The 22690-nt window shown below is 73.9% G+C and carries 21 protein-coding genes and 1 riboswitch; of the genes, 10 read left to right on the forward strand and 11 right to left on the reverse strand.

Annotated elements, in window-relative coordinates:
• The first annotated feature begins 175 nt into the window (after positions 1 to 175).
• Positions 176 to 1192, forward strand: a complete 1017-nt coding sequence (gene sepH / locus ACWFQ8_RS08125) for a septation protein SepH (protein WP_453785363.1) — start codon at positions 176 to 178, stop codon at positions 1190 to 1192.
• Positions 1193 to 1279: 87 nt separating this feature from the next.
• Here the strand turns inward: sepH and ACWFQ8_RS08130 are convergent, their stop codons facing one another.
• A complete protein-coding gene (locus tag ACWFQ8_RS08130; RefSeq protein ID WP_453785364.1) occupies positions 1280 to 2125 on the reverse strand; it encodes a sulfurtransferase in 846 nt (281 codons plus the stop codon).
• Between the two features lie 173 nt (positions 2126 to 2298).
• Between ACWFQ8_RS08130 and ACWFQ8_RS08135 the strand changes: the two genes are divergently transcribed.
• The gene (locus ACWFQ8_RS08135) at positions 2299 to 3090 is read left to right on the forward strand and encodes a VOC family protein (RefSeq protein WP_453785365.1); all 792 of its coding nucleotides are present in this window, start codon (positions 2299 to 2301) and stop codon (positions 3088 to 3090) included.
• Between the two features lie 79 nt (positions 3091 to 3169).
• Here the strand turns inward: ACWFQ8_RS08135 and ACWFQ8_RS08140 are convergent, their stop codons facing one another.
• A complete protein-coding gene (locus ACWFQ8_RS08140; RefSeq protein ID WP_453785366.1) occupies positions 3170 to 4429 on the reverse strand; it encodes an MFS transporter in 1260 nt (419 codons plus the stop codon).
• 161 nt (positions 4430 to 4590) lie between these two features.
• On the opposite strand from ACWFQ8_RS08140, the gene ACWFQ8_RS08145 reads away from it, so the two are divergent.
• Genes ACWFQ8_RS08145 through ACWFQ8_RS08170 form a run of 6 tightly spaced genes read left to right on the forward strand, consistent with a single transcriptional unit; the run spans position 4591 to position 10398 of the window.
• On the forward strand, positions 4591 to 5610 hold the full coding sequence (locus ACWFQ8_RS08145; protein ID WP_453785367.1) for an ABC transporter substrate-binding protein: 1020 nt from the start codon (positions 4591 to 4593) through the stop codon (positions 5608 to 5610).
• Positions 5600 to 6757, forward strand: a complete 1158-nt coding sequence (locus tag ACWFQ8_RS08150; protein ID WP_453785368.1) for a FecCD family ABC transporter permease — start codon at positions 5600 to 5602, stop codon at positions 6755 to 6757. The genes ACWFQ8_RS08145 and ACWFQ8_RS08150 overlap by 11 nt, the downstream gene beginning before the upstream one ends.
• Positions 6754 to 7548 (forward strand): ABC transporter ATP-binding protein, encoded by a 795-nt coding sequence (locus tag ACWFQ8_RS08155; protein WP_453785369.1) that lies wholly within the window; start codon positions 6754 to 6756, stop codon positions 7546 to 7548. The genes ACWFQ8_RS08150 and ACWFQ8_RS08155 overlap by 4 nt, the downstream gene beginning before the upstream one ends.
• 21 nt (positions 7549 to 7569) lie before the next feature.
• Complete coding sequence (locus ACWFQ8_RS08160; protein WP_453785370.1) at positions 7570 to 8433, forward strand: Rossmann-like domain-containing protein; 864 nt, start codon at positions 7570 to 7572, stop codon at positions 8431 to 8433.
• The gene (locus tag ACWFQ8_RS08165) at positions 8430 to 9467 is read left to right on the forward strand and encodes a GHMP family kinase ATP-binding protein (RefSeq protein WP_453785371.1); all 1038 of its coding nucleotides are present in this window, start codon (positions 8430 to 8432) and stop codon (positions 9465 to 9467) included. Before ACWFQ8_RS08160 ends, ACWFQ8_RS08165 begins: the two co-directional genes overlap by 4 nt.
• Positions 9388 to 10398 carry a pyridoxal-phosphate dependent enzyme gene (locus ACWFQ8_RS08170; RefSeq protein ID WP_453785372.1) on the forward strand — a complete coding sequence of 337 codons (1011 nt, stop codon included), beginning with the start codon at positions 9388 to 9390 and terminating at the stop codon, positions 10396 to 10398. Before ACWFQ8_RS08165 ends, ACWFQ8_RS08170 begins: the two co-directional genes overlap by 80 nt.
• Here the strand turns inward: ACWFQ8_RS08170 and ACWFQ8_RS08175 are convergent.
• Positions 10388 to 10879, reverse strand: a complete 492-nt coding sequence (locus ACWFQ8_RS08175) for an FBP domain-containing protein (RefSeq protein ID WP_453785414.1) — start codon at positions 10877 to 10879, stop codon at positions 10388 to 10390. The genes ACWFQ8_RS08170 and ACWFQ8_RS08175 overlap by 11 nt on opposite strands.
• A 71-nt stretch (positions 10880 to 10950) precedes the next feature.
• On the opposite strand from ACWFQ8_RS08175, the gene ACWFQ8_RS08180 reads away from it, so the two are divergent.
• Complete coding sequence (locus ACWFQ8_RS08180; protein WP_453785373.1) at positions 10951 to 11520, forward strand: TetR/AcrR family transcriptional regulator; 570 nt, start codon at positions 10951 to 10953, stop codon at positions 11518 to 11520.
• Positions 11521 to 11631: 111 nt separating this feature from the next.
• Here the strand turns inward: ACWFQ8_RS08180 and ACWFQ8_RS08185 are convergent, their stop codons facing one another.
• From ACWFQ8_RS08185 to ACWFQ8_RS08200, 4 genes are read right to left on the reverse strand one after another with little or no spacing between them, the layout of a single operon-like run.
• Positions 11632 to 12282 carry a thymidine kinase gene (locus ACWFQ8_RS08185; RefSeq protein WP_453785374.1) on the reverse strand — a complete coding sequence of 217 codons (651 nt, stop codon included), beginning with the start codon at positions 12280 to 12282 and terminating at the stop codon, positions 11632 to 11634.
• A 60-nt stretch (positions 12283 to 12342) separates the two neighbouring features.
• Complete coding sequence (locus tag ACWFQ8_RS08190) at positions 12343 to 13539, reverse strand: alkaline phosphatase family protein (protein ID WP_453785375.1); 1197 nt, start codon at positions 13537 to 13539, stop codon at positions 12343 to 12345.
• Positions 13539 to 14135 carry a DUF5998 family protein gene (locus tag ACWFQ8_RS08195; protein ID WP_073909804.1) on the reverse strand — a complete coding sequence of 199 codons (597 nt, stop codon included), beginning with the start codon at positions 14133 to 14135 and terminating at the stop codon, positions 13539 to 13541. Before ACWFQ8_RS08195 ends, ACWFQ8_RS08190 begins: the two co-directional genes overlap by 1 nt.
• A 50-nt stretch (positions 14136 to 14185) precedes the next feature.
• Positions 14186 to 17059, reverse strand: coding sequence for a bifunctional acetate--CoA ligase family protein/GNAT family N-acetyltransferase (locus ACWFQ8_RS08200; protein WP_453785376.1), 2874 nt, complete (start codon positions 17057 to 17059; stop codon positions 14186 to 14188).
• A 183-nt stretch (positions 17060 to 17242) separates the two neighbouring features.
• On the opposite strand from ACWFQ8_RS08200, the gene ACWFQ8_RS08205 reads away from it, so the two are divergent.
• Entirely contained in the window at positions 17243 to 17524 is a 282-nt protein-coding gene (locus ACWFQ8_RS08205) for an HPr family phosphocarrier protein (protein ID WP_361773359.1), read from the forward strand.
• Between the two features lie 245 nt (positions 17525 to 17769).
• On the opposite strand, the gene ACWFQ8_RS08210 is transcribed toward ACWFQ8_RS08205, so the two are convergent.
• The 4 genes from ACWFQ8_RS08210 to ACWFQ8_RS08225 form a co-directional block, all read right to left on the reverse strand.
• Positions 17770 to 18447 (reverse strand): GntR family transcriptional regulator, encoded by a 678-nt coding sequence (locus ACWFQ8_RS08210; RefSeq protein ID WP_453785377.1) that lies wholly within the window; start codon positions 18445 to 18447, stop codon positions 17770 to 17772.
• Between the two features lie 183 nt (positions 18448 to 18630).
• Complete coding sequence (locus tag ACWFQ8_RS08215; RefSeq protein WP_453785378.1) at positions 18631 to 19428, reverse strand: M23 family metallopeptidase; 798 nt, start codon at positions 19426 to 19428, stop codon at positions 18631 to 18633.
• Between the two features lie 12 nt (positions 19429 to 19440).
• A riboswitch (cyclic di-AMP (ydaO/yuaA leader) is annotated at positions 19441 to 19600 on the reverse strand.
• 184 nt (positions 19601 to 19784) lie between these two features.
• Complete coding sequence (locus ACWFQ8_RS08220; RefSeq protein ID WP_453785415.1) at positions 19785 to 21152, reverse strand: M16 family metallopeptidase; 1368 nt, start codon at positions 21150 to 21152, stop codon at positions 19785 to 19787.
• A gap of 20 nt (positions 21153 to 21172) precedes the next feature.
• Entirely contained in the window at positions 21173 to 22531 is a 1359-nt protein-coding gene (locus tag ACWFQ8_RS08225; protein WP_453785379.1) for a M16 family metallopeptidase, read from the reverse strand.
• Positions 22532 to 22690 lie beyond the last annotated feature (159 nt).

The raw sequence follows: 22690 nt of genomic DNA on the forward strand, positions 1-22690 counted from the left end.
TCGGTCACTGTGCGTGCCCAACAGGTAACCGTGCCATAACGGCGATCAAGGGCGCATGCCCGACACGCCGGTTTAACTCGGCAAGGTTGTGGCAGGCTGCACCCGGGCAGGCCACACTCGACTAGCGGAAGCAGCGACGCACGTGACGTCGGCAGGCACCACCCGGGAGGTCCCCATGCCCGAACTGCGTGTCGTGGCCGTCTCAAATGACGGCACACGACTGGTGCTCAAGGCTGGGGACAGCACGGAGTACACGCTTCCGATCGACGAGCGGCTGCGGGCTGCCGTGCGCAACGACCGCGCGCGCCTGAACCAGATCGAGATCGAGGTCGAGAGCCACCTCCGCCCCCGCGACATCCAGGCCCGCATACGGGCCGGTGCCTCCGCGGAGGAGGTCGCTCAACTCGCCGGCATCCCCGTCGACCGGGTACGCCGCTTCGAGGGCCCCGTGCTCGCCGAGCGCGCGTTCATGGCCGAGCGGGCCCGCAAGACTCCGGTCCGCCGCCCCGGCGAGAACACCGGGCCCCAGCTCGGCGAGGCCGTGCAGGAACGGCTGACCCTGCGCGGGGCCGAGAAGGAGTCCGTGCAGTGGGACTCCTGGCGCCGCGACGACGGGACCTGGGAGGTCCTGCTCGTCTACCTGGTCGCCGGCGAGCCGCACTCGGCGAGTTGGACCTACGACCCTCCGCGCCGGCTGGTCGTGGCCGTCGACGACGAGGCCCGCTCCCTGATCGGCGAGTCGGACGACCTGCCGGCGACGCCGGAGCCGAGCTTCCCGTTCGTACCGAGGATCGCGCGGCTGCCGCGCGACCGGCCGCTGGACCGCGCGCTCGACCGGCAGCTGGAACGGCCCGTCCCGCCGGCTCCGGATCCGGAGGAGGAACGGGACACCCTGACCAGCCTGCTGGAGGCCGTCCCCAGCTTCCGCGGCGACATGGTCGTCCCGGAGCGCACCGAAGCCCCGGTGGAGGAACCGGAGGCGGAGGAACCGCCGGCCCCGGCCGCCTCGGCGGGCGCGGGCTCCGCGTACGCCGACGTCCTGATGCCCCGCACGGTGGCGGGCCACCGCGACCGGCTGACGGGCACCACCGACCGGCAGGCCGAGGCCGACGGGGTCCGACCGGGGCGCCGCGCCGCGGTGCCCAGCTGGGACGAGATCGTCTTCGGCACCCGGCGCAAGAAGCAGGAATAGGCGGCGGACGCGGGCGGCGGGAGCAGGACACCCGCGGGGAAGACGTCGGGCGGCGTCGCCCACGGGTGACGCCGCCCGGCGTCGCGGCTACTGCGGGTCCGGCCCCGTGGCCACCGGGCGCTCCGGGTCCGCGGACCACTGCGACCAGCTGCCCGCGTACAGGTCCGCGTCGATGCCCGCCACCGCCAGGGCCAGGACCTGCTGGGCAGCCGAGACGCCCGAGCCGCAGTACACCCCCACGGGCGCCGCGCCGCTGACGCCGAGGCCTTCGAAGCGGGCGCGCAGCGCGTCCGCCGCCAGGAACCTGCCGTCCGGGCCCACGTTCTCGGTGGTCGGGGCCGAGACCGCGCCCGGGATGTGACCGCCGACCGGGTCGATCGGTTCGACCTCGCCCCGGTACCGCTCGCCCGCGCGCGCGTCCAGGAGCACCCCCGCGCGGGCCCGCGCGGCCGCTCCGTCCGCGTCCAGCAGCCCGGTCGACGCCAGAGTTGGCTTGAAATCGCCCTTGTCAGGAGTCACTCGTTCGGCTGTCACCGCGCCTCCGGCCTCCGTCCACGCGGCCAGGCCCCCGTCCAGCACCCGCACGTCGGGGTGACCCGTCCAGCGCAGCAGCCACCAGGCCCGGGCGGCCGCCCAGCCCTGGCCCCCGTCGTACACGACCACGGGCTGGTCCGCCGAGACGCCGGCCCGCCGCATCACCGCCGCGAAGGCCTCCGGATCCGGCAGCGGGTGCCGGCCGCCCGACCCTGCCGGACCTGCCAGTTCGCGGTCGAGGTCGACGTACACGGCGCCCGGCAGGTGGCCGGACTCGTACGCGGGCCGCTGGTCGGGGCCGCCGAGCCGCCAGCGGACGTCCAGCAGGACCGGCGGCCGGGAACCGGCCAGTTCGTCCTGGAGTTCGGCGGCGGAGAGGATCGTGGATTTCGCAGTCATGCCGCCATCTTCCTCCGCGCGCCGGGCCCGCGTAGCGCCCCGTCGCCAAGCAGGACGCACCGATCCGGTCATCTCTGTCCCCCGCCCGCGGACGCGGCCGGTCGGGGCGCGCCGAGCCCCGCGGAGTGGAAGCATCGGCTCCACCGAGCGGGACGAATGAGGAGACTGCTGACATGACCGAGGCAGCGCAAGCGACCCGGCGTACACCCGGAACACCGTGCTGGGTGAGCCTGATGGTGCACAGCCTCGGAACCACCGAGGACTTCTACGCCGACCTGTTCGGCTGGGAGTACGTACCCGGACCCGAGCAGCTCGGCCCGTACGTGCGCGCGCTGCTGGACGGCGAGGAGGTGGCCGGGATCGGCGAGATGCCCCCGGACCGGCACCTGCCGGTGGCCTGGACCACGTACCTGGCCACCGACGACGCCGACGCCACGGCCGAGGCCATCCGCTCGCGCGGCGGCACGGTGGCGGTGGGGCCGCTGGACGCCGGGATCGCCGGGCGGGTGGCGATCTGCTCCGACCCGCTGGGGGCGATCTTCGGGATCTGGCAGGCCTCGACGCGGATGGGCACCCGGCTGCACGGGGCGCCGGGCACCCCGGTCTGGAACGAGCTGGTCACCCAGGACAGCTCGACGGTCGGCAAGTTCTACGAGCACGTCTTCGGGCACGAGGCGCTGACGCACGGGACGGCCTCCGACGACTTCGACTACCTGACCCTGCGCCTGGAGGGCCGTCCGGTGGCGGCCGTGCACGGGGTGGGGCGTTCGCTTCCGCACGACCGCGGACCGCACTGGATGGCGTACTTCGAGGTCGCCGACACCGACGAGGCCGCCGCGCGGGTCGTCGCGCTCGGCGGGCGCGTCGTCGAGCCCCCGCGCGAGGGTCCGCGCGGGCGGTCGGCCACGGTGGCGGACCCGGAGGGCGCCGTCTTCACCCTCGTCCGGTCCCGGCCGGAGGCCTGAGCACCTCGGCCCCGGCCCCCGGTCGGCCCGGGGCCGGGGGCACCCGCCTCCAAGCACGTCCGCCGTCGGGGCGTGGCCGTCAGTCCCGCGTCGCCCGCGCCGTGCGGCCGAGGTGTCGGGCGGTCGGCACCAGTGCGGCGCCGGCCGGTACGAGGAAGCAGACCGCGGCGCACACGGCGAGCACGGGGGTCACCCCGAAGACCCCGATGGACGGGGCGATGAGGGCCAGTCCGATCGGAGCCAGGCCGTAGGACACGAGGAAGTCCAGGGAGGACACGCGGGCCAGCTTGTCCGGGGCGACCTCGCGCTGGATGGCCGTGAACCAGGGCACGTTGAACAGCTCGATGCCGACGCCGGCCACCACGTAGGCGCCGATCACCACGGCCGGCGGGACCGGCAGCATCAGGCTCAGCGGGGCGAAGCCGTACGCGGCGAGCCCGGCGAAGGCGACCCGGCCCGGGGAGCGGGGCCGGAAGCGGGCGGTGATCAGGGCCCCGCCGAGCGCGCCCAAGGTGTACGCGGTCACGGCGGCGGCCAGCACCCACTCGGTTCCGTAGCGGTCACGGCTGATCAGGGGCAGGGCGACGCTGGTGGCGGAGTAGCCCAGCGCTATCACCGAGGTCAGTGCGCCGAGTCCGGCGAGGAACCAGGGGTGCCGGCGGGCCTCGCGTATCCCGTCGACGAACTCGGCGCGCAGTGAGGCGCGCGGGGCGGGCTCCACCGCCGTGCCCGGGGCGGCCCCCCGGCCCGGTACCAGGGCGGCGACCAGCCAGAGCAGGCCGATCCCCAGCAGCAGGGTCCCGACGTCGAGGAAGGCGGCGAGCAGGGCGGTCAGGGCGGGGCCGGCCAGCGTCGAGCCGCGTACCGCGAGGGTCGTGGCGGCGTTGGCCTGTTGCCGCCGGCCGGCGTCGACGACCTCGGCGGTGAGCGCCTGGAAGGCGGGGCGGCAGGCCCCCTGCCCCGCGCCGGCGAGGGCGGCGGCGGCGGTCATCAGGACCAGTGACCGGCCGAGCCCGGCGGCGAGGAGCGGAGCCGCGACGGCGGCCGCGAGGGCGGACCAGAGCACGACGGCCCGGCGCGAGTGCCGGTCGGCGAGCACTCCGCCGACCGCGACGGCGGCGAGGAAGCCCGCGGTGCGCGCCGCGAGGACCAGGCCGAGGCCGGCGGCCCCCAGTTCGCGGTGCAGGACCGCGAGGCCCAGGACGAAGGGCAGGGCCCAGGTCGCGAGTCCGGAGGCCGTGGTGCCCGCCCACAGGCGCAGGAACGCGACGTCGCGCAGGACGGAACGCGGGGGCGGTGGGACGGACTTGGGCGTCGAGAGCGCGGGTGTGGTCGCCACGGTGTGGTGCTCCTGATTCTTCGGCAGGTGCCGGGCCGCGGTTCGTCGAACCGCACCCCCGGAGGTGCTAATGAAAATGATTACCATTACAGTACCCTTCGAACGCGGCACTCCCGCCCGGTGCACGAACACACCCACGCCCTTCCCAGACCGGAGACCCCATGCGCCACCGCACCCGCCTCGGCCTCACCCTCGCCCTCGTCCTCGCGACCGCGGGCTGCTCGACGGCCGCGGACCGCCCCGCGGCGGCCGGTCCGTCCGCCGGCACGGCCTCGACCCTCACCAGCTGCGGTCGCGAACTCTCCTTCGCCCGGCCCCCGGAGCGCGCCGTCGCCCTGGACCAGACCTCGACGGAGACCCTGCTGGAGCTCGGGCTCCAGGACCGGATGGCCGGTACGGCCAACCTCAAAACGAAGATCCCCGCGCAGTACCAGGACGCGTACGCCACGGTGCCGGTCATCGCCCCCAAGATCGCCACGGCCGAGCAAGTGCGGTCCGCGACACCGGACTTCGTCGTGGCCGGCTCCGCCGACCTCTACACCAAGGACCGTGCGGGGACCCGCGAGGAACTGGGCACCCTCAAGGTCCCCACGTTCGTCAGCGCCGTGGACTGCCCGCAGCACGACGGGACCGGCAAGACCCCCTTCGAGCTGCTCTTCTCCGACTACGAGCAACTGGGCCGGGTCTTCGGCGCCGAGGAGCGCGCGGCGGAGCTGGCCCGCCGGCAGCGCGCCGCGGTCACCTCTGCCGGCGAGACGGGCGCGAAGGTCGCCGGCACCGGGAAGCAGCCCACCGTCGTCTACCTCTACTCGGTCTTCAACGGCATGCCGTACGTCGCGGGCCGGACCGGCCTGCCCAGCGAGATGAGCCGGATCGTCGGCGCGCGGAACGCCTTCGACGACGTGAACGAGGACTGGCCCGAGGTCTCCTGGGAGGAAGTGGCCAAGCGCGACCCCGACTTCATCGTGATCGGCGACCTGTCCGAACGCGGCCGCCCCGGGGACAGCGCGGCCGAGAAGCGCAAGGCGATGGCCGAGGACCCGGTGGTGTCCCGGCTGGCGGCGGTACGCGACAACCGGATCGTCGAGGTACCGGGCATCGAACTGGACCCCTCCGTCCGCTCGGTGCACGCGCTGGGACTGCTGGCGACCGGGATGAAGGACCTCGGTCATGTCCGCTGACCCCGTCGCCGTCCGGTCCGCGCCGGCGGGTCCCCCGCGACCCCCGGACCTGCTCGATCCGGCCGCCCGGGGCATGGCGGTGCCGGGTGCGGACCCCGCGCCGTACGCACCGGCCCGGGCCGGCCGGTCCCTGCCCGCCCGCGCGGGGCTGCTCCTCGGGGCCGTCGCCGTACTGGCCGCCTCGGTCGCGGCCGGAGTGCGCGTCGGCACCGCCGAGGTGGGGTGGACCGACCTCGCCCGGGTGTTCGGCAGCCGGCTGGGCCTGGGCGCCGAGCCGCTGCCGCCCCTGGTGGACTCGCTCGTCTGGGACCTGCGGCTGCCCCGGGTCCTGATGGCGGCCCTGGTCGGCGCCTCGCTCGCGGTGTGCGGCACGGTGCTCCAGGCCGTGACCCGCAACGCGCTCGCCGACCCGTACCTGCTCGGCGTGTCCTCCGGCGCGTCGGCCGGAGCGGTCGCCGTGGCCGTCCTGCCGCTGTCCGGGGCCGGCGTCGGCGCCCTGGGCGTGACCGGTGGCGCCCTGGCCGGGGCCCTGCTCTCCTTCGGCCTGCTCCTCGCGCTGCTGCGCCGGACGGGGCTGGACTCGGTCCGCATCGTCCTCACCGGCGTGGTGGTGGGCCAGCTGTTCACCGCGCTGACCTCGCTCGTCCTGATGGCCTCGGCGGACGCCGACACCACCCGGGCGATCACCCACTGGCTGCTGGGTTCGATGGCCCCGGCCCGCTGGGACGCCGTCGTCATCTGCGCGGTCGTCACACCGCTCGGGCTGGCCGTCGCCCTGCTGTGCGCGCCGGCCCTGGACGCGCTTGCGTTCGGCGCCGACACCGCCGCGTCCCTGGGGATCGGCGTACGGCGCACCCGCATGCTGCTGCTCGTGGTGACGGCCGTACTGACCTCGGTGGCGGTGGCCACCGTCGGCGCCATCGGGTTCGTCGGGCTGATCGTCCCGCACGGGGTGCGCTTCCTCGTCGGGCCGACGCACCGGGTCCTGCTCCCGTACGCGGCGCTCGCGGGCGCCGTGTTCCTGGTGTGGACCGACGCGCTGGCGCGGGTCGCCTTCGCGCCCCGGGAGGTGCCGGTCGGCGTGATCACGGCCCTGGTCGGCGTACCGCTCTTCCTCCTCGTCCTGCGCAGGAGGGGTGAGCTGTGAGGATCACCACCGAGGGGCTCTGCTGGTCGGCGGCGGGCACGCCCGTGGTCCGCGGGGTCGACCTGGACGTCGGGCCGGGCGAGACGGTCGGGCTGCTCGGCCCCAACGGCTCCGGCAAGTCCTCGCTGCTGCGCTGCCTGGCCGGCCTGCGCGTGCCCGACGCGGGCACCGTGCGCTACGACGGCGACCGCGTACGCGGCTGGAGCGCCCGCCGGATCGCGCGCCGGATCGCCTTCGTCGAGCAGGACTCCGCCCCGGACACCGACCTGTGCGTCGCCGAGGTCGTCGGGCTGGGCCGGACCCCCTTCCGCGACCGCTGGCGCGGCCCGGACGCCACGGACCGGGCGGTCACCGCCGCCGCGCTGGACCGCGTAGGGCTCACCGCGCTCGCCGAGCGCCCCTGGAAGGCGCTGTCAGGCGGGGAGCGCCAGCGCACCCACATCGCCCGCGCGCTCGCGCAGCAGCCGTACGCGCTGCTGCTGGACGAACCCACCAACCACCTGGACATCAGACACCAGTTGGAGCTCATGGAGCTGCTGGCCGCGACCCGCCGGACGGTCCTGGTAGCCCTGCACGACCTCTCGCTCGCCGCCCGCTACTGCGACCGGCTGCTGCTCATGCACCAAGGGCGCCTGGTCGCCTCGGGCACCCCGGCCGCCGTCCTCACTCCCGGCCGCCTCGCCGCGGTCTTCGAGGTGGACGCCGAACTGGTCACCGACGCCCTGGGCCGCCCCGCGGTCCTGTGCCGCGGGCCGCTGCGCGGCGCCCCCGCTCCCCCACCCGCCCCCTGATCGAACGACAAGGACCCCCCTATGACCACCCGCACCGAGTCCGACACCCACACCCGGAGCACCGCCCCGCTGACGGTCGACTCGCTCACGTCGGCCGTGCTCACCGGCGAGCACGGCCCGCTGCCCTCCACGCGCGTGGCGACCAGCGTCTTCTGGATCCACCACGGCACCCGGCTGGCCGGCGGCGACACCACCTACCTCAACCAGTACGTCCTGGTCCGCCTCGGCGCCTCCTTCGGCGGCTGCGCCTTCGAGGGCGGGGAGATCGACCCCTCGATCTGCCGCGATGCCTCGGGAGCGCCGCTCGACGTACTGCTGCGCGAGGCACCGCGCCCGCTGCGGATCGCCGCCCTCGACGCCTACCTCGCGGAGCAGCGCCCGCACCGCGCGGCCGCCGAGGCGGGAGAGGCCGAGCCGGTCACCCTCCCGGCCGGCACCCCGGAGGTCCGCGCCGCGGCCCGCGACGCGGCCATCGCCGGTCTGCTGGACATCGAGGAGGGCGCCGCGGTCGGCCTGATCGGGGTGGTCAACCCCCTCGTCGCGGCCATCCGGGAGCGCGGCGGCGTGCCGCTGCCGTGCGACTTCAACCTCAGGACCACCCAGTGGGGCGACCCCGTCACCACCGACATGCACGAGGTGCTGGAGCGCGCGGACGCCGTCGTCGCCACCGGCATGACCCTGAGCAACGGCTCCTTCGACACGGTCCTGGACCGCTGCCGCTCCCGGGGCGTCCCCCTCGTCGTGTACGCGCAGTCGGGCAGCGCGGTGGCCCGGGCCTTCCTCGGGTCCGGGGTGAGCGCCGTGTCGGCCGAGCCGTTCCCCTTCTCCCAGTTCAGCGCCGACCCGACCACCCTGTACCGCTACCGGACGGTGGGCGGGGCATGACAGCGGCCGCCCGCCGCGGCGGGCCCGGCGCCGACCGTACCGGGGCCGGGCACGCCGCCTGCCACCACGGCGAGATCCTGCAGGGGGTCTTCCGCGATGCCACCGGGCGCGTGTGCCCGGCTCTGGTCACCCTGCCGATGACCGGACCGGGCAGCCGGGCCGTTTTCGTCCCGCGTCCCGGTACCCCGCCGGACCGGGTGACCGTCCTGCCCGGCGACCGCACGAAGGCCGCCCGCGCCGCCGCGCTGGCGGTGGCGGAGTGCGCGCGGCTGCGCCGTGAGCCGCCCTGCGGCGGGGAGTTGCGGGTCACCGGTGACGTGCCGGTGGGGCTGGGCATGGGCAGTTCCACCAGTGACGTCATCGCCGTGCTGCGCGCGGTCGCGGACGCGTACGCGGTGCGGCTGGCTCCCGACGCCGTCGCCCGGCTGGCCGTGCGGGCGGAGCTGGCCTGCGATCCGCTGATGCTCGACGCCCGCCCGGTGCTCTTCGCCCAGCGCGAGGGCCGGGTCCTGGAGGTCCTCGGCGCCCGGCTGCCGCCGCTGGTCGTCGTGGGCTGCGCCCTGGGCGGGGGCGCGCCCGTGGACACCCTCTCCCTGCCGGTCCCCGCGTACGGGGACCGGGACGTACGCGCCTACGAACGGCTGCGCGCCCTGCTGCGGCGGGCCGTGGCCACGGGCGACGCGGCCTTGCTCGGCGCGGTCGCCACTGCCAGTGCCAGGCGCGGCCAACAGGTGCTGCGCCACCCGGAGTTCGACGTGCTCACCGCGATCGCCCGGCGCGCCGGGGCGGTGGGCGTGCAGATCGCGCACAGCGGCGCGGTGGCCGGCCTGCTCTTCGACCCGGCCGCCCCGGGCCTGCGGCACCGGGTCCGGGCCGGCGTACGGGCCCTGGACGGCCACGGCATTCCCGTCACCCGCACCTTCACCACGTTCCCGACGACCGAGGAGTTCCCCCATGGACCAGCACATCGCGGAGGCGGTCGGCCGTCCGGACCTGATACGCCTCGACGACCGGCTCCTCTGCCTGCGCTTTGAGACGATGAAGACGGTCTCCGCCCTGGCGGCGGTGCGCCACCTGCTCGACACCGGTGCGGTACGGCCCGGGGACACCCTCCTCGACAGCTCCAGCGGCATCTACGCCCACGCCCTCGCCCTGGCCTGCCACCGCTACGGCATGCGCTGCCACATCGTCGGCTCGACGACGGTCGACCGCACCCTGCGCACCCAGCTCGCGGTCCTCGGCGCGACGTTGGAGCAGATGGAACCGTGCGACGACCTCAAGCTGGACCAGAAGCGGCGCGTCGCCCGCGTCCACGAGATCCTGGCCGAGCACCCCGAGTACCACTGGATGCGGCAGTACCACGACGACATCCACTACCGGGGCTACCGCGCCGTGGCCGACCTGATCCGGGACTCGACGGACACGCGGCACCTGACCGTCGTCGGCGGGGTCGGATCGGGCGCCTCCACCGGCGCGCTGGCCCGCTACCTGCGCGAGGACGCGCCGGGCGTCGAGCTGGTCGGCGTCCAGCCCTTCGGCAGCGTCACCTTCGGTGCCGAGCACGTGGCCGACCCCGAGATCATCATCGCCGGGATCGGCAGCTCCATCCCGTTCGAGAACGTCGACCACGCCTCGTACGACACGCTCCACTGGATCTCGTTCGACGCCGCCCTGGCGGGCTCCGTCGACCTGCTGCGCCGACACGCGGTGTTCGCCGGGCTGTCCAGCGGCGCCGCGCACCTCGCCGCCCGCTGGGAGCGGGACCGGTCGCCGGAGCGGACGGTCCTGTTCGTCGCGCCCGACACCGGCCACCGGTACGTGGACACCGTGTACGCCCGGCACCGCGAGGCGCCCGCCCTGGACTCCCTGCGCCCCCGGACCGTGACCGACCGGACCGAGCTGGCCCTCCCCTGGTCACGGATGCGCTGGAACCGGCGGGGGGAGGCCGGGGGTCTCACTCGGTGACCCGCGAGACGAACGCGGCCAGGTTCGCCACCGTCCGCCGGATCTTCTCCTCCACCGTGAGCGTCTCGTGGAGCCGCGCTCCGACGCCCGCGTCCTTCTTCCCGCGCACGTAGAGGGAGCAGGACAGGTCGCTGCAGAGGTAGACGCCCACGGAGTTGCCCTGCTTCCCGGCCTGCCCCGACTTCGGCGCGACCATCAGGGACACACCGCCGACGTGCGTGGTCACGCACACCGAGCACATGCTGCGCCGGTTCTGCCCGGACGGGGAGCCGGGGCAGCGCAGGGCCAGGCCGGTGGGACGGCCGTCCAGTTCGGCCACGAGGTACGTGCGCTCGGGGCTCTGGGGGTCGCGCCAACCCAGGTAGTCCAGGTCGCCCCAGGGCCGGTCGGCCAGGTCGCGTGGGACGGCGAGGCGCTTCGCCTCGCCCTTCGTGCAGTTCACGAAGGCGGCACGGATCGCTTGCTCGGTCAGCGGCTTCATAAGGGTCACGCTAATTTGCCTAAAACCTTTAGGCAATTTCATAATAGGCGAGGTCGACCGAGAGGACAGTTGTGGTGCGCGTGGGGCTGACCCCGGAACGCTTGGCCAGGGCGGGGGCGGAACTCGCCGACGAGGTGGGCTTCGAGCAGGTCACCGTCTCGGCACTCGCCCGCCATTTCGACGTCAAGGTCGCGAGCCTCTACTCGCACGTGCGGAACTCTCGGGACCTCAAGGTCAGGATCGCCCTGCTCGCCCTGGAGGAACTCGCCGACCGGGCTGCCGCGGCCCTCGCGGGCAGGGCCGGGAAGGACGCCCTGACCGCCTTCGGCCGCGTCTACCGCGACTACGCGCTGGAGCACCCCGGCCGCTACGCCGCCACCCAGCTGAGGCTCACCCCGCAGGAGGCCGCCGCCGGCGCGGGCGGCCGGCACGCGCAGATGGCACGGGCCCTCCTGCGCGCGTACGACCTGCCGGAACCGGACGAGACCCACGCGGTCCGGCTCCTGGGCAGCGTCTTCCACGGCTACGTCAGCCTGGAGGCGGGCGGTAGTTTCAGCCACAGCGCCCCGGACACGGAGGAAACCTGGTCCAGGGTCCTGGACGCCCTCGACGCCCTGCTCCGGAACTGGCCCGCGCCCTAGCCTCGGCGGGCAGGACGCCCGGACGCCCGGTGCGGATCCGCCGGGCGGTGGTGCGCAGCGCGGCGGTGACGGCCGCGGTCGTCAGGTTCGCCGCCTCGCGGAGGCCGACGGTCAGGCGTGGTTGACGGGCAGGACGTCCGGGGAAAGGGCGCCGGCGTGGGCCGCGGCCGAGGTCATCCGCTTGCGGTGGTGACGGCGGCACAGGACCTCGTAGCCGATCTCCCCCGCCGGGCGGTTCACGTCGCCGACCACGACCTGGGCGCCTTCGACCACCATCTCCCCGCCCACCGTACGGGCGTTGTGCGTGGCCCGGGCCCCGCACCAGCACAGGGCCTCGACCTGGAGCTGCTCCAGCCGGTCCGCCAGCTCGATCAGGCGCTGCGAACCGGGGAACAGCTTCGTGCGGAAGTCAGTGGTGATGCCGAAGGCGAAGACGTCCATGTCGAGGTCGTCCACGATCCGGGCCAGCTGGTCGATCTGCTCCGGCGCGAGGAACTGGGCCTCGTCCACGATCACGTAGTCGGCCTTGCCTCCCCGGGAGAGTTGGGCGACCAGGTACGCGTACAGGTCCATGCCCTCCGGTGCCTCGATCGCCTCCGTCACCAAACCGAGGCGGGACGAGAGCTTGCCCGCACCCGCCCGGTCGTCGCGGGTGAAGATCACGCCCTGGAGTCCCCGCGCGTCGCGGTTGTGCGCGATCTGGAGCGCCAGGGTGCTCTTTCCGCAGTCCATCGTTCCGGAGAAGAACACCAGCTCGGGCATGGGAAGTACGGGGCCTTTCGGGTCATGGGAGGGGTGGAGGAGCCGGTAGCCGGTAGCCGGTCAGGAGCGGATTTCGAGCAGCGGGACCAGCTGCTCGGCCGGCGTCATGGAGCCGTGCATCCCGACCAGCGCGGACTCGTTGGGCTCGTTGCGCGAGGCGGTGATCGCGACATCGGCCTGGGCTGCCGCGACCACGTCGCCGATCCGGCCCAGCACCCGCTCGTCGCACTCGCCCGGCGGGCCGAACCAGCCCAGTTCCAGGGCCTCTTCGCGGCTCGCGATCCAGAACCGGTCGCCGAGCACCTCGCGCCACACGGTCAGCACGTCGGCCTCGGCGCCCGGTACGGCGTACACGTGCCGGGCCCGGCCCTCGCCGCCGAGCAGGGCCACGCCCGCGCCCAGTTCCCAGTCCTCGTCGTAGTCGACGCGGGAGTCCTCGTCGAAGGGCACGTCGACCATGCCGTGGTCCGCGGTCACGTACAGCGCGGTGCGCGGCGGGAGCTGCTCGGCGAGCCGCTGGACCAGCCGGTCCACGTACATCAGCTGGCCGCGCCAGGCGTCGGAGTCCACGCCGTGCCGGTGGCCGGCCCCGTCGAGCTCGCTGTAGTACGTGTACACGAGCGAGCGGTCGCCGGCCGCGAGGCGGTCGGCCGCGAGATCCATCCGCTCCTCGCCGGTCATGCGGCCGAGGAAGGTGCCGCCGCTCAGCGCGACCTTGGTGAGCGGGGTGGTCTGGAAGGCGGGCGAGGACACCTGGGCCGTCGCCACTCCCGCCTTGTCGGCGAGCTGGAAGACGGTCGGGTACGGCTGCCAGGGCTTGGGCTGGGTCCACGGGTGCCAGCGGAGCTGGTTCATCAGCTCGCCGGTGGCCGGATTGCGCACGGCGTAGCCGGGCAGGCCGTGCCGTGCGGGCGGCAGGCCGGTGCCGACGGAGGCCAGCGAGGTGGCGGTGGTCGCCGGGAAGCCCGCGGTGATCGGGCGGCCGGTGCCGCCGCGCGAGGTGCCGAGCAGGGAGGCCAGGTACGGGGCCTCCTCCGGGTGGGCCTTGATCTGCTCCCAGCCCATGCCGTCGACGAGGAAGACGCAGTTCCGGTCGGCCGGGGTCAGCTCGGCGAGGGAGGCGGTGAAGCCGGGGACGCCCTGGCCGGCCACGAGGGTGGGCAGGAGGTCGGCGAGCGAGCCGGTGCCGTACTCCGGAACGGGGGCCCCGGCGAGATCCAGCGGCTCCGGCCAGTCCTGAGCCGCGGAGTACGCCATCAGCGGGCGGGGGTGGAGGTGGCCGCGGTGGCCTCGGACAGCGCCTGCGCGAAGACGAGGGTCTGCCGCACCGCCTCCGGGCCGTCGCCCGCCTCGCTGACGCGCAGGCTGAGGTCGTCGGCGGTGGAGTTGCCGGTGTAGCCGTGGTCGGAGTCGCAGTTCGGGTCGCCGCAGGCGGCCGGCTCCAGGTCGATCCGGGAGACCGCGCCCCAGCCGATGGTCAGGACGACCTCGCGGGGCAGGGTGCCCGGGGTGTAGGACTCCGGGTTGGCGACGACGCGGCTGAGCACCACCGAGGAGATGCTGGAGAGCTTGACCGACTCCGTGGAGGTGGTCGCGTACGGGGAGGGAGACCCGGCGTCGGCGGCCTGCTCGTCGGTGTGGCTGACGATGAACCGGTTGCCGGTCAGGACCAGCACCGTGACGTGCCGGCGCACCTCGTTGGAGTCGAAGGTCGTCTCCTGGTGGACCAGGTACGACGAGATCGGCTCGCCGCCCACCGCGGCCTCCACGGCCTCGGCCACGAGGGCCGGGTAGTAGCCGCTGCGCTCGATCGCCGTGCGCAGCCCCTGGGTCGTCGTACCGGATTTCGCCATGAGGTCCATCCTAAGGCCCGTACGGGGCGCCCCGGCCTCGCCGGACCCGGTCAGTAACTGGGCAGCGTCCGCGGGCCGAGATCGCCGCGGGCGGGCGGTCGGGCGACCCGGACGGTGGCGCTCAGCACCGAGAGGCCCTCGGTGGCGACCACGACGGGCTCCAGCGACACCCCGACCACCTCGGGGTGGTCGTCCACGAGCCGGGAGAGGCGCAGGAGCAGCTCCTCCAGGGCCGGGGTGTCGACGGGTTCGCTGCCGCGCCAGCCGAAGAGCAGGGGCGCCGCCCGGATCGAGCGGATCAGCCCGGCGGCGTCCCGGTCGGTGGCCGGCACGAGCCGGTGGGCGGTGTCCCCGAGCAGCTCGGACGCGACGCCGGCGAGCCCGAAGGACAGGACGGCGCCCGCGGCCGGGTCGATCACGGAGCGGATGACCGTGTCGACGCCGCGCGGCACCATGGCCTGCACCACCGGCTGGAGCTCGGCCGGCTTGCCCAGTGCCTCGGTGAGCTCCTCGTACGAGCGCCTGAGCTCGGCCTCGTTGGTGAGGTCGAGGCGTACGCCGCCCAGGTCCGCGCGGTGGCGCAGGTGCGCGGCGGTGGTCTTGAGGGCCACCGGGTAGCCCAGGACCGAGGCCGCGCGGACCGCCGCGTCGGGGCTGGGCGCGGGCAGGGTGGACAGGACGCGGATCCCGTACCGGGCGAGCAGCTCGCGGGCGTCCCGATCGGCCAGGGTCAGCACGGCTCCGCCGTCGACGTCGGCCATCAGCCGGTCCAGCTGGGCGGCGGTGCCCGCCTCGTCGATGTCGTCGAACTCGGGGACCTGGCGGACCTCCGTGTTGGAGCGGCGCCACTGGCCGTAACGGACCGCCTCGGCGACGGCCCGTACCGCCCGCTCGGCGGCGGGGTAGCTGGGGATCCGGTCGCCGGCGGGCGGCCGCCCGCCGGCGCGGGCCGGGTCCGGCCGCGGCGGCTCGAACGGCAGCGGAACCGGCGAGGTGCCCGTCGCGGCCGCCGTCGCGGTCCGGACCGGGCTCCCGGCGGGGCCGGCCGGCGGCGTGTTCGGGCCGGGGTCCGGCTCGGCGGCGTCGGGGGCCGTGCCGCGTGCGGCGGACAGCGCCTCGACCAGTTCGCCGAGCTCGACGTGGACCACCGCGACCGGCTTGCCGGGACGCTCGGCCACGGCGCCCCGCAGGGCGTCGGCCAGGGCGTCCTCGGGCGCGTGCTCGCCCACCCACGGGATGGCGGTGACGATCACGGCGTCGTTGCCGTCCGCGGCCAGGGCGGCGGCCAGGGCCGTGCGGAAGTCCGCCGGCGAGGCGGCCGTCGTCAGGTCCAGCGGCGGCAGCGGCCGCAGGCCCTGGTTCAGGCAGGCGTCGTAGGTCAGGACCCCAAGGGACTCGGAGTTGCCGAGGATCGCGATCCGGGGGCCTGCGGGCAGCGGCTGCGCGGCGAGCAGCAGGCCCACGTCCACGAGCTCGGTGACGGTGTCGACCCTGATCACGCCCGCCTGCCGGAGCAGGGCCGAGACGGTGGCCTCGGGCAGCCGGGTACCGGGAACGACGTGACCGGCGGGGGTGTGGCGGCCGCCCTTGGCGACGACCACGGGCTTGACCGCCGCGGTGCGCCGGGCGAGGCGGGTGAACTTCCGGGGGTTGCCCAGGGTTTCCAGGTAGAGCAGGGCGACGTCGGTCGCCTCGTCGTCGTACCAGTATTGGAGGATGTCGTTGCCGGAGACGTCGGCGCGGTTGCCCGCGGAGACGAAGGACGACAGTCCCTCGCCGCGCCGCAGCAGGGCCGACAGGAGCGCGATGCCGATCGCCCCGGACTGCGTGAACAGCCCGATCCGGCCGCGCAGGGGCATCGGCGCGGGCGTCAGCGAGGCGTTGAGTTCCACCTCCGGACCGGTGTTGATCACCCCGTAGGCGTTCGGTCCGATCAGCCGCATCCCGTACGAGCGCACCTGCCGCACCAGTTCGCGCTGGCGGGCGAGTCCGGCCTGGCCGCTCTCGCCGTATCCGGCGGACAGCACCACGAGGCCCTGCACCCCGTGCTCGCCGCAGGCCGCCACCGCCTCGGGCACCCGGTCCGCGGGGACCGCGATCACCGCGAGGTCGACGGGGGCGCCGACGGCGTCGAGGCTGGGGTAGGCCCGTACGCCGTCGAGCAGGTCGCGCGTCACGGCCTCGTTCACGGCGTAGAGGTGGCCGTGGAAGCCGCTGTCCCGCAGGTTGCGCAGGGCTGCCGCGCCCACGCCCGCGCCGGAGCGGCTCACGCCGACCACCGCCACCGAGCCGGGGGCCAGCAGCCGCTGGACCGAGCGGGCCTCGGCGCGCTGTTCGCGGGCCCGCTGCACGGCCAGGGACTCGGCGGTGGGTTCGAGGTCGAGGGTGAGGTGGACGGAGCCGTCCTCGAAGCTGCGCTTCTGCTCGTACCCGGCGTCCGTGAACACCTTGATCATTTTGGTGTTGGCGGGCAGCACCTCGGCCGCGAACCGGCGGATACCGCGCTCGCGGGCGACGGCGCCGATGTGTTCGAGGAGCGCGGAGGCGACGCCCCGGCCCTGGTGGGCGTCCTGGACGAGGAAGGCGACCTCGGCCTCGTCGGAGGGCCCGGTGGCGGGCCGGCCGTCGGCGCCGATCCGGTCGTAGCGGACGGTGCCGATGAACTCCCCGCCGATGGTCGCGGCGAGGCCGACGCGGTCGACGTAGTCGTGGTGCGTGAAGCGGTGCACGTCGCGGTCGGACAGCCGGGGGTAGGGAGCGAAGAAGCGGTAGTACTTCGACTCGTCGGAGACCTGTTCGTAGAAGCTGACCAGCCGCCCGGCGTCCTCGGTGGTGATGGGCCTGATCCGGGCGGTGCCGCCGTCGCGCAGGACGACGTCGGCTTCCCAGTGGGCCGGGTACGCGGGGTCCGACTCGGTGGTCATGGGCCCACCTTACGGCCGCGACCGGCCGGGCAGTGCCCGCGCGGCGCACGAGGCGGGCAGGCGCGAACCAGTGCAAGCTGGGGAGGCCGAACGGCGGGAGATCCGGGCCGGAGGCCGGTCGGAGCATTCCGGACGTCGTGAGAGACTGGTCTAGACAACCGTAAGAACCTGAAGGGCATCACCATGGCAGAGCGCCGCGTCAACGTCGGCTGGGCCGAGGGCCTGCACGCTCGTCCCGCCTCGATCTTCGTCCGGGCGACGACGGCCTCCGGCGTCCCGGTGACCATCGCGAAGGCGGGTGGCGACCCCGTCAACGCCGCTTCCATGCTGGCGGTTCTGGGCCTGGGCGCCCAGGGTGGCGAGGAGATCGTCCTCGCGTCCGAGGCCGAGGGCGCGGACGCCGCGCTGGACCGCCTCGCGAAGCTGGTCGCCGAGGGCCTGGACGAGCTCCCCGAGACCGTCTGACCCTTCGGGTTCCGCGAAGCCGCATCCACCGGGACTCCGGGGGGTGCGGCTTCGCCGTTTCCGGCGCCGTCCGCTCCGCGCGGGTCCTAGGCACTCACTGCTCCTGCTACGGAATTCCGGCCGATCCTGCGCGCCGGAATCCGGCGGCCGCACATCGCCGGCGAATTCAATGCAGCCCTGAATTCACGCCGGTCCGTCATTACGGCCACGGCGCGCGTATATCCGTCCTTTGTATACGGCCACTGTTAATGCCGGCCGCTCGGCGTGTTTACGGCAGGTTGCGAAGTACTCACCGCGGCGCGCGGCCTCGGCCGGTGGGCCGCCACGGCCCGGTCGGCGTGCATCGCCGCCAGCGCGCGCGCCCGCTCGGCGTCCCCGCGCGCCACCGCGTCCACGATCGCGCCGTGCTCCGCCCAGGAGTCCACCGGCCGGACCGGGGCCTCCACCGCGTACATCCAGGCGACCTTGCGCCGCATCTGGGTGAGCAGCGCGATCAGGCCGGGGCTGCCCGAGGCCTGGGCGAGCGTCTCGTGGAACCAGCCCCCCAGGGAGCGCAGATCCTCCCCCTGGCCCCGCCCGGCCCGCTCCTGCCCCAGCCTGACCAGCCCCCGCAGCACCTTCAGGTGCGCCTCGGTGCGCCGGCGGGCGGCGCGGGCCGCCGCCAGGGGCTCCAGCAGCATCCGCAGTTCCAGGAGGTCGGCGGCCTCCTGCTCGGTCGGCTCGGCCACGCAGGCGCCGGCGTGCCGGCGGGTGGTCACGAACCCCTCGGACTCCAGGGTCCGCAGGGCCTCGCGGACCGGGACCCGCGAGACTCCGTACCGGCGCGCCAGGACCTCCTCGGTCAGCCTGCCGCCCGGTTCGAAGACCCCGGAGACGATGTCGTCGCGGATGGCTGTGCATACCGCGTGCGCAGGAATACGCAAAACCGGACCTCCCCCTATTTCCGACTGCCACCGCCATGGACATACTCGTGGGTGCTGCGACTCTATTGCAACACACGATAATTTCCGAGAGCGGCCGGAAATACGAAACATTTGCCCGCCGGTACGACGCGAAGGACCCCGGCTCGACGAGCCGGGGTCCTCGGTGAAGCGATGCCGTACGGGTCAGAGGCTGACGCCGTGCGAGCGCAGGTACGCGACCGGGTCGATGTCCGAGCCGTAGTCGGCGCCGCTGCGGGCCTCGAAGTGCAGGTGCGGGCCGCTGGAGTTGCCGGTGGAGCCCGACAGGCCGATCTGCTGCCCGGGGGTGACCTGCTGACCGACGGAGACGTTCAGCGAGTTCAGGTGCGCGTACTGGGTGTAGGTGCCGTCGTTGTGCTTGATGACGACGTTGTTGCCGTAGGCCCCGCCCCAACCGGCTTCGACGACGGTGCCGACGCCCACCGCGCGGACCTTGGAGCCCGAGGCGGCATGGAAGTCGATGCCGGTGTGGCTGCCGGAGGACCACATGGCCCCGCCGGCGTGGTACTGGGTGCTCACGTACGAGCCGTCGACCGGGGCGACGAAGGTGTTGAGGCGCTTGCGCTCCTCCTCGCGGGCCGCACGCTCGGCGGCCTCGCGCTCGGCCTTCGCCTTGGCCTCGGCGAGGCGCTTGGCCTCGGCGGCACGCTGCTTGGCGTCGGCCTCGGCCCGGGCCTTGGCGGCGGCGTGCTCGGCGGCACGCTGCTGGGACTCGGCCTGGTCCTCGATGTCGCCGGCGAGGTCCTCGGCGACGACGACGGCGCCCAGCGCGTTGTCCTGGAAGGAGTTTCCGTTGCCGCTGTCCGCCGCGAAGGCCGGACCGGCGAGGGAGCCGACCACACCGGTGGTGGCGAGGGCCGCGATGCCGGCGTACCCGGCGCTCTTGCGGCTCAGACGGCTGGAACCGCGGTGCTTGCCGGCGGCACGACTGCCAAACGCCATGAAGGGGTTGATCCTTTCCTTCCCTCTCGCCTACCGGGTTAGCTGACGGGTTCGGAGCAGGAAGGTCTCCTACGGGCCTCCTCTTGCGAGGCGGTCCGATTCACCCCAGGGACTGATGTGGGTCCCCGGCTCCCCAGGCTCGCGCCTGACGGGGACTCGGCGATCGCTGCCCGGTGCCGCGGATGCGGCGGATACGACTGACGGACAGCACGGGTGACGCTAGGCGGATCATCAGTCAATCGCCAAACAGAGACGCCATTTTGTTGCGTACGCCACACCCCATAAAAGCAACCTCGCGACTAAACGGACAAAAGGGGCCCCGGCAGACAAGCTGCCGGAACCCCTTTCCTCAAGCGTCAGTTGGAGACGACGCTCACCTCACCGATCCCGAGAGCCCGCACGGGCTCCTCGATCTGCGCCGCGTCGCCCACCAGGACGGTGACCAGCCGGTCCGCCGGGAAGGCGGCCACGACCGCCGACGTCGCCTCCACGGTGCCGGTCTCGGCGAGCTGTGCGTACAACCGCGCCTGGTAGTCGTCCGGCAGCTCCTGCTCGACCTGGTCGGCGAGGGTGCCGGCGACCGAGGACGCCGTCTCGAACTTCAGCGGGGCCACGCCCACCAAGTTCTGCACCGCCACGTCCCGTTCGGTGTCGGTCAGGCCGCCCTCTGCGAGGGTGCGCAGCACCTTCCAGAGGTCTGCCAGCGCCGGACCGGTGTTCGGGGTGTCCACCGAGCCGCTGATGGCGAGCATCGAGGCGCCCTTGCCGTCGGCCGTGGAGCGCAGAACCTGGCCGAAGGAGCGCACGCCGTAGGTGTATCCCTTCTCCTCGCGCAGCACCTTGTCCAGACGGGAGGTCAGGGTGCCGCCGAGGCAGTAGGTGCCGAGCACCTGGGCCGCCCAGACCCGGTCGTGCCGATCGGGTCCGATCCGGCCGATGAGCAGCTGCGTCTGGACCGCGCCGGGGCGGTCCACGATGACCACGCGGCCGGTGTCGTCGGCGGTCACCGGCGGTACGGGGACGGGCTCGGCGGTGTTGCCCGTCCAGGCGCCGAGGGTGTCCGCGAGGACGGCGTCCAGATCGATGCCGGTCAGGTCGCCGACGATCACCGCGGTGGCCGTGGCGGGGCGTACGTGGGCCTCGTAGAAGGCGCGTACGGCCGAGGCGTCGATACGGGCGACGGTCTCCTCGGTGCCCTGGCGCGGCCGGGACATCCGCAGGGACGCCGGGAAGAGCTCCTTGGAGAGCTGCATCGCGGCGCGGCGCTGGGGGTTGGCCAGCTCGTGCGGGATCTCGTCGAGGCGGTTGCGCACCAGGCGGTCGACCTCGGCGTCGTCGAAGGCGGGCGCGCGCAGCGCCTCGGCGAGCAGGCCGAGCGCCTTGTGCAGGCGGGAGGCCGGGACCTCCAGGGAGACCCGCAGGCCCGGGTGGTCGGCGTGCGCGTCGAGGTTGGCGCCGCAGCGCTCCAGCTCGGCCGCGAACTCCTCGGCCGAGTGCTTGTCGGTGCCCTCGGACAGCGCGCGCGCCATGATGGTCGCCACGCCGTCCAGGCCGGCCGGCTCGGCGTCGAGGGGCGCGGTGAGGTTCATCTCGACCGCCACCACCTGCTGGCCCGGCCGGTGGCAGCGCAGCAGGGTCAGGCCGTTGGCCAGTTCACCGCGCTCGGGGGCCGGGAAGGCCCACGGCTGCGGCTCGCCGCTCTGCGGGCGGGGGTGGAAGGTCATCGTGACGGCTGCGGTGTCGCTCACTGCTCCGCCCCCTCGTTCTCGTCGGACTCGTCGTTCTCGTCGGCGTCGGGGCCGCCGCTGGGCCGCGGCTCGTACACGAGCACCGCGCGGTTGTCCGGGCGCAGCCGGGCGGCCGCCACGGCCTGCACTTCCTCGGCGGTGACGTCGAGGACCCGGCGGACGGCGGTCAGCGCCAGCTGCGGATCGCCGAACAGCACCGCGAAGCGGCACAATTCGTCGGCGCGGCCGGCCACCGTGCTCAGCCGGTCGAGCCACTCGCGCTCCAGCTTGGCCTGGGCGCGCTCCATCTCCTCGGCCGTCGGGCCCTCGGCGGCGAACCGCGCGAGCTCCTCGTCCACGGCCGCTTCGATGGCGGGGACCTCGACCCCGCCGGACGTCTTGACGTCCAGCCAGCCCAGCGAGGGCGCCCCGGCCAGGCGCAGCATGCCGAAACCGGCGGCGACGGCCGTCTGGTCGCGGCGCACCAGGCGGTTGTGGAGCCGCGAGGACTCACCGCTGCCCAGGATGGTCAGCGCCACGTCCACCGCGTCGCACTCGCGGGTGCCGTCGTGCGGGAGCCGGTAGGCGGCCATCAGGGCGCGCGCCGGGACCTCCTCGACGATCTCCTCGCGCAGCTCCCGCCCGATCACGTCGGGCAGCGAGCCGTCGCGCGGGGGCTGCTTGCCGTCGTGGGCGGGGATGGTGCCGAAGTACTTCTCGATCCAGGCCAGCGTCTGCTCGGGGTCGATGTCGCCGACGACCGAGAGCACCGCGTTGTTGGGCGCGTAGTACGTACGGAAGAAGGTGCGCGCGTCCTCCAGGGACGCGGCGTCCAGGTCGGCCATCGAGCCGATCGGGGTGTGGTGGTAGGGGTGGCCCTCGGGGTACGCCAGGGCGGTCAGCCGCTCGAAGGCCGTACCGTACGGGACGTTGTCGTAGCGCTGGCGGCGCTCGTTCTTGACGACGTCGCGCTGGTTCTCCATGGACTCGTCGTCCAGCGCGGTCAGCAGCGAGCCCATCCGGTCCGCCTCCAGCCAGAGCGCGAGCTCCAGCTCGTGGGTCGGCATCGTCTCGAAGTAGTTCGTCCGCTCGAAGCTGGTGGTGCCGTTCAGGGAGCCTCCGGCGCCCTGGACCAGCTCGAAGTGCCCGTTGCCCGGTACGCTCGCCGAGCCCTGGAACATCAGGTGCTCGAAGAGGTGAGCCAGGCCGGTACGCCCCTTGACTTCGTGGCGCGAGCCGACGTCGTACCAGAGGCAGACGGCGGCGACCGGGGTGAGGTGGTCCTCGGAAAGCACCACGCGCAAGCCGTTGGCCAGCCGGTGCTCGGTCGCTGTCAGGCCGCCGGAGCCGGCCTGAGCTGTGGCCGTGTGACCCATGGGCATGTGGTCCCTTCGATCGCGATGCAGAGATTTCTGTCAGACCTGCCACTGTATGCAAGCGCGTCGGCAGCCGGATAAGTTCCCGGGTCACACCTGGGTCGGAGTCGGCGTTGTCGGTGCCTCGGGACACAATGGTCCGCGTCAAACCCCGTCGGA

This window comes from Streptomyces sp. NPDC055254 (assembly GCF_053606025.1).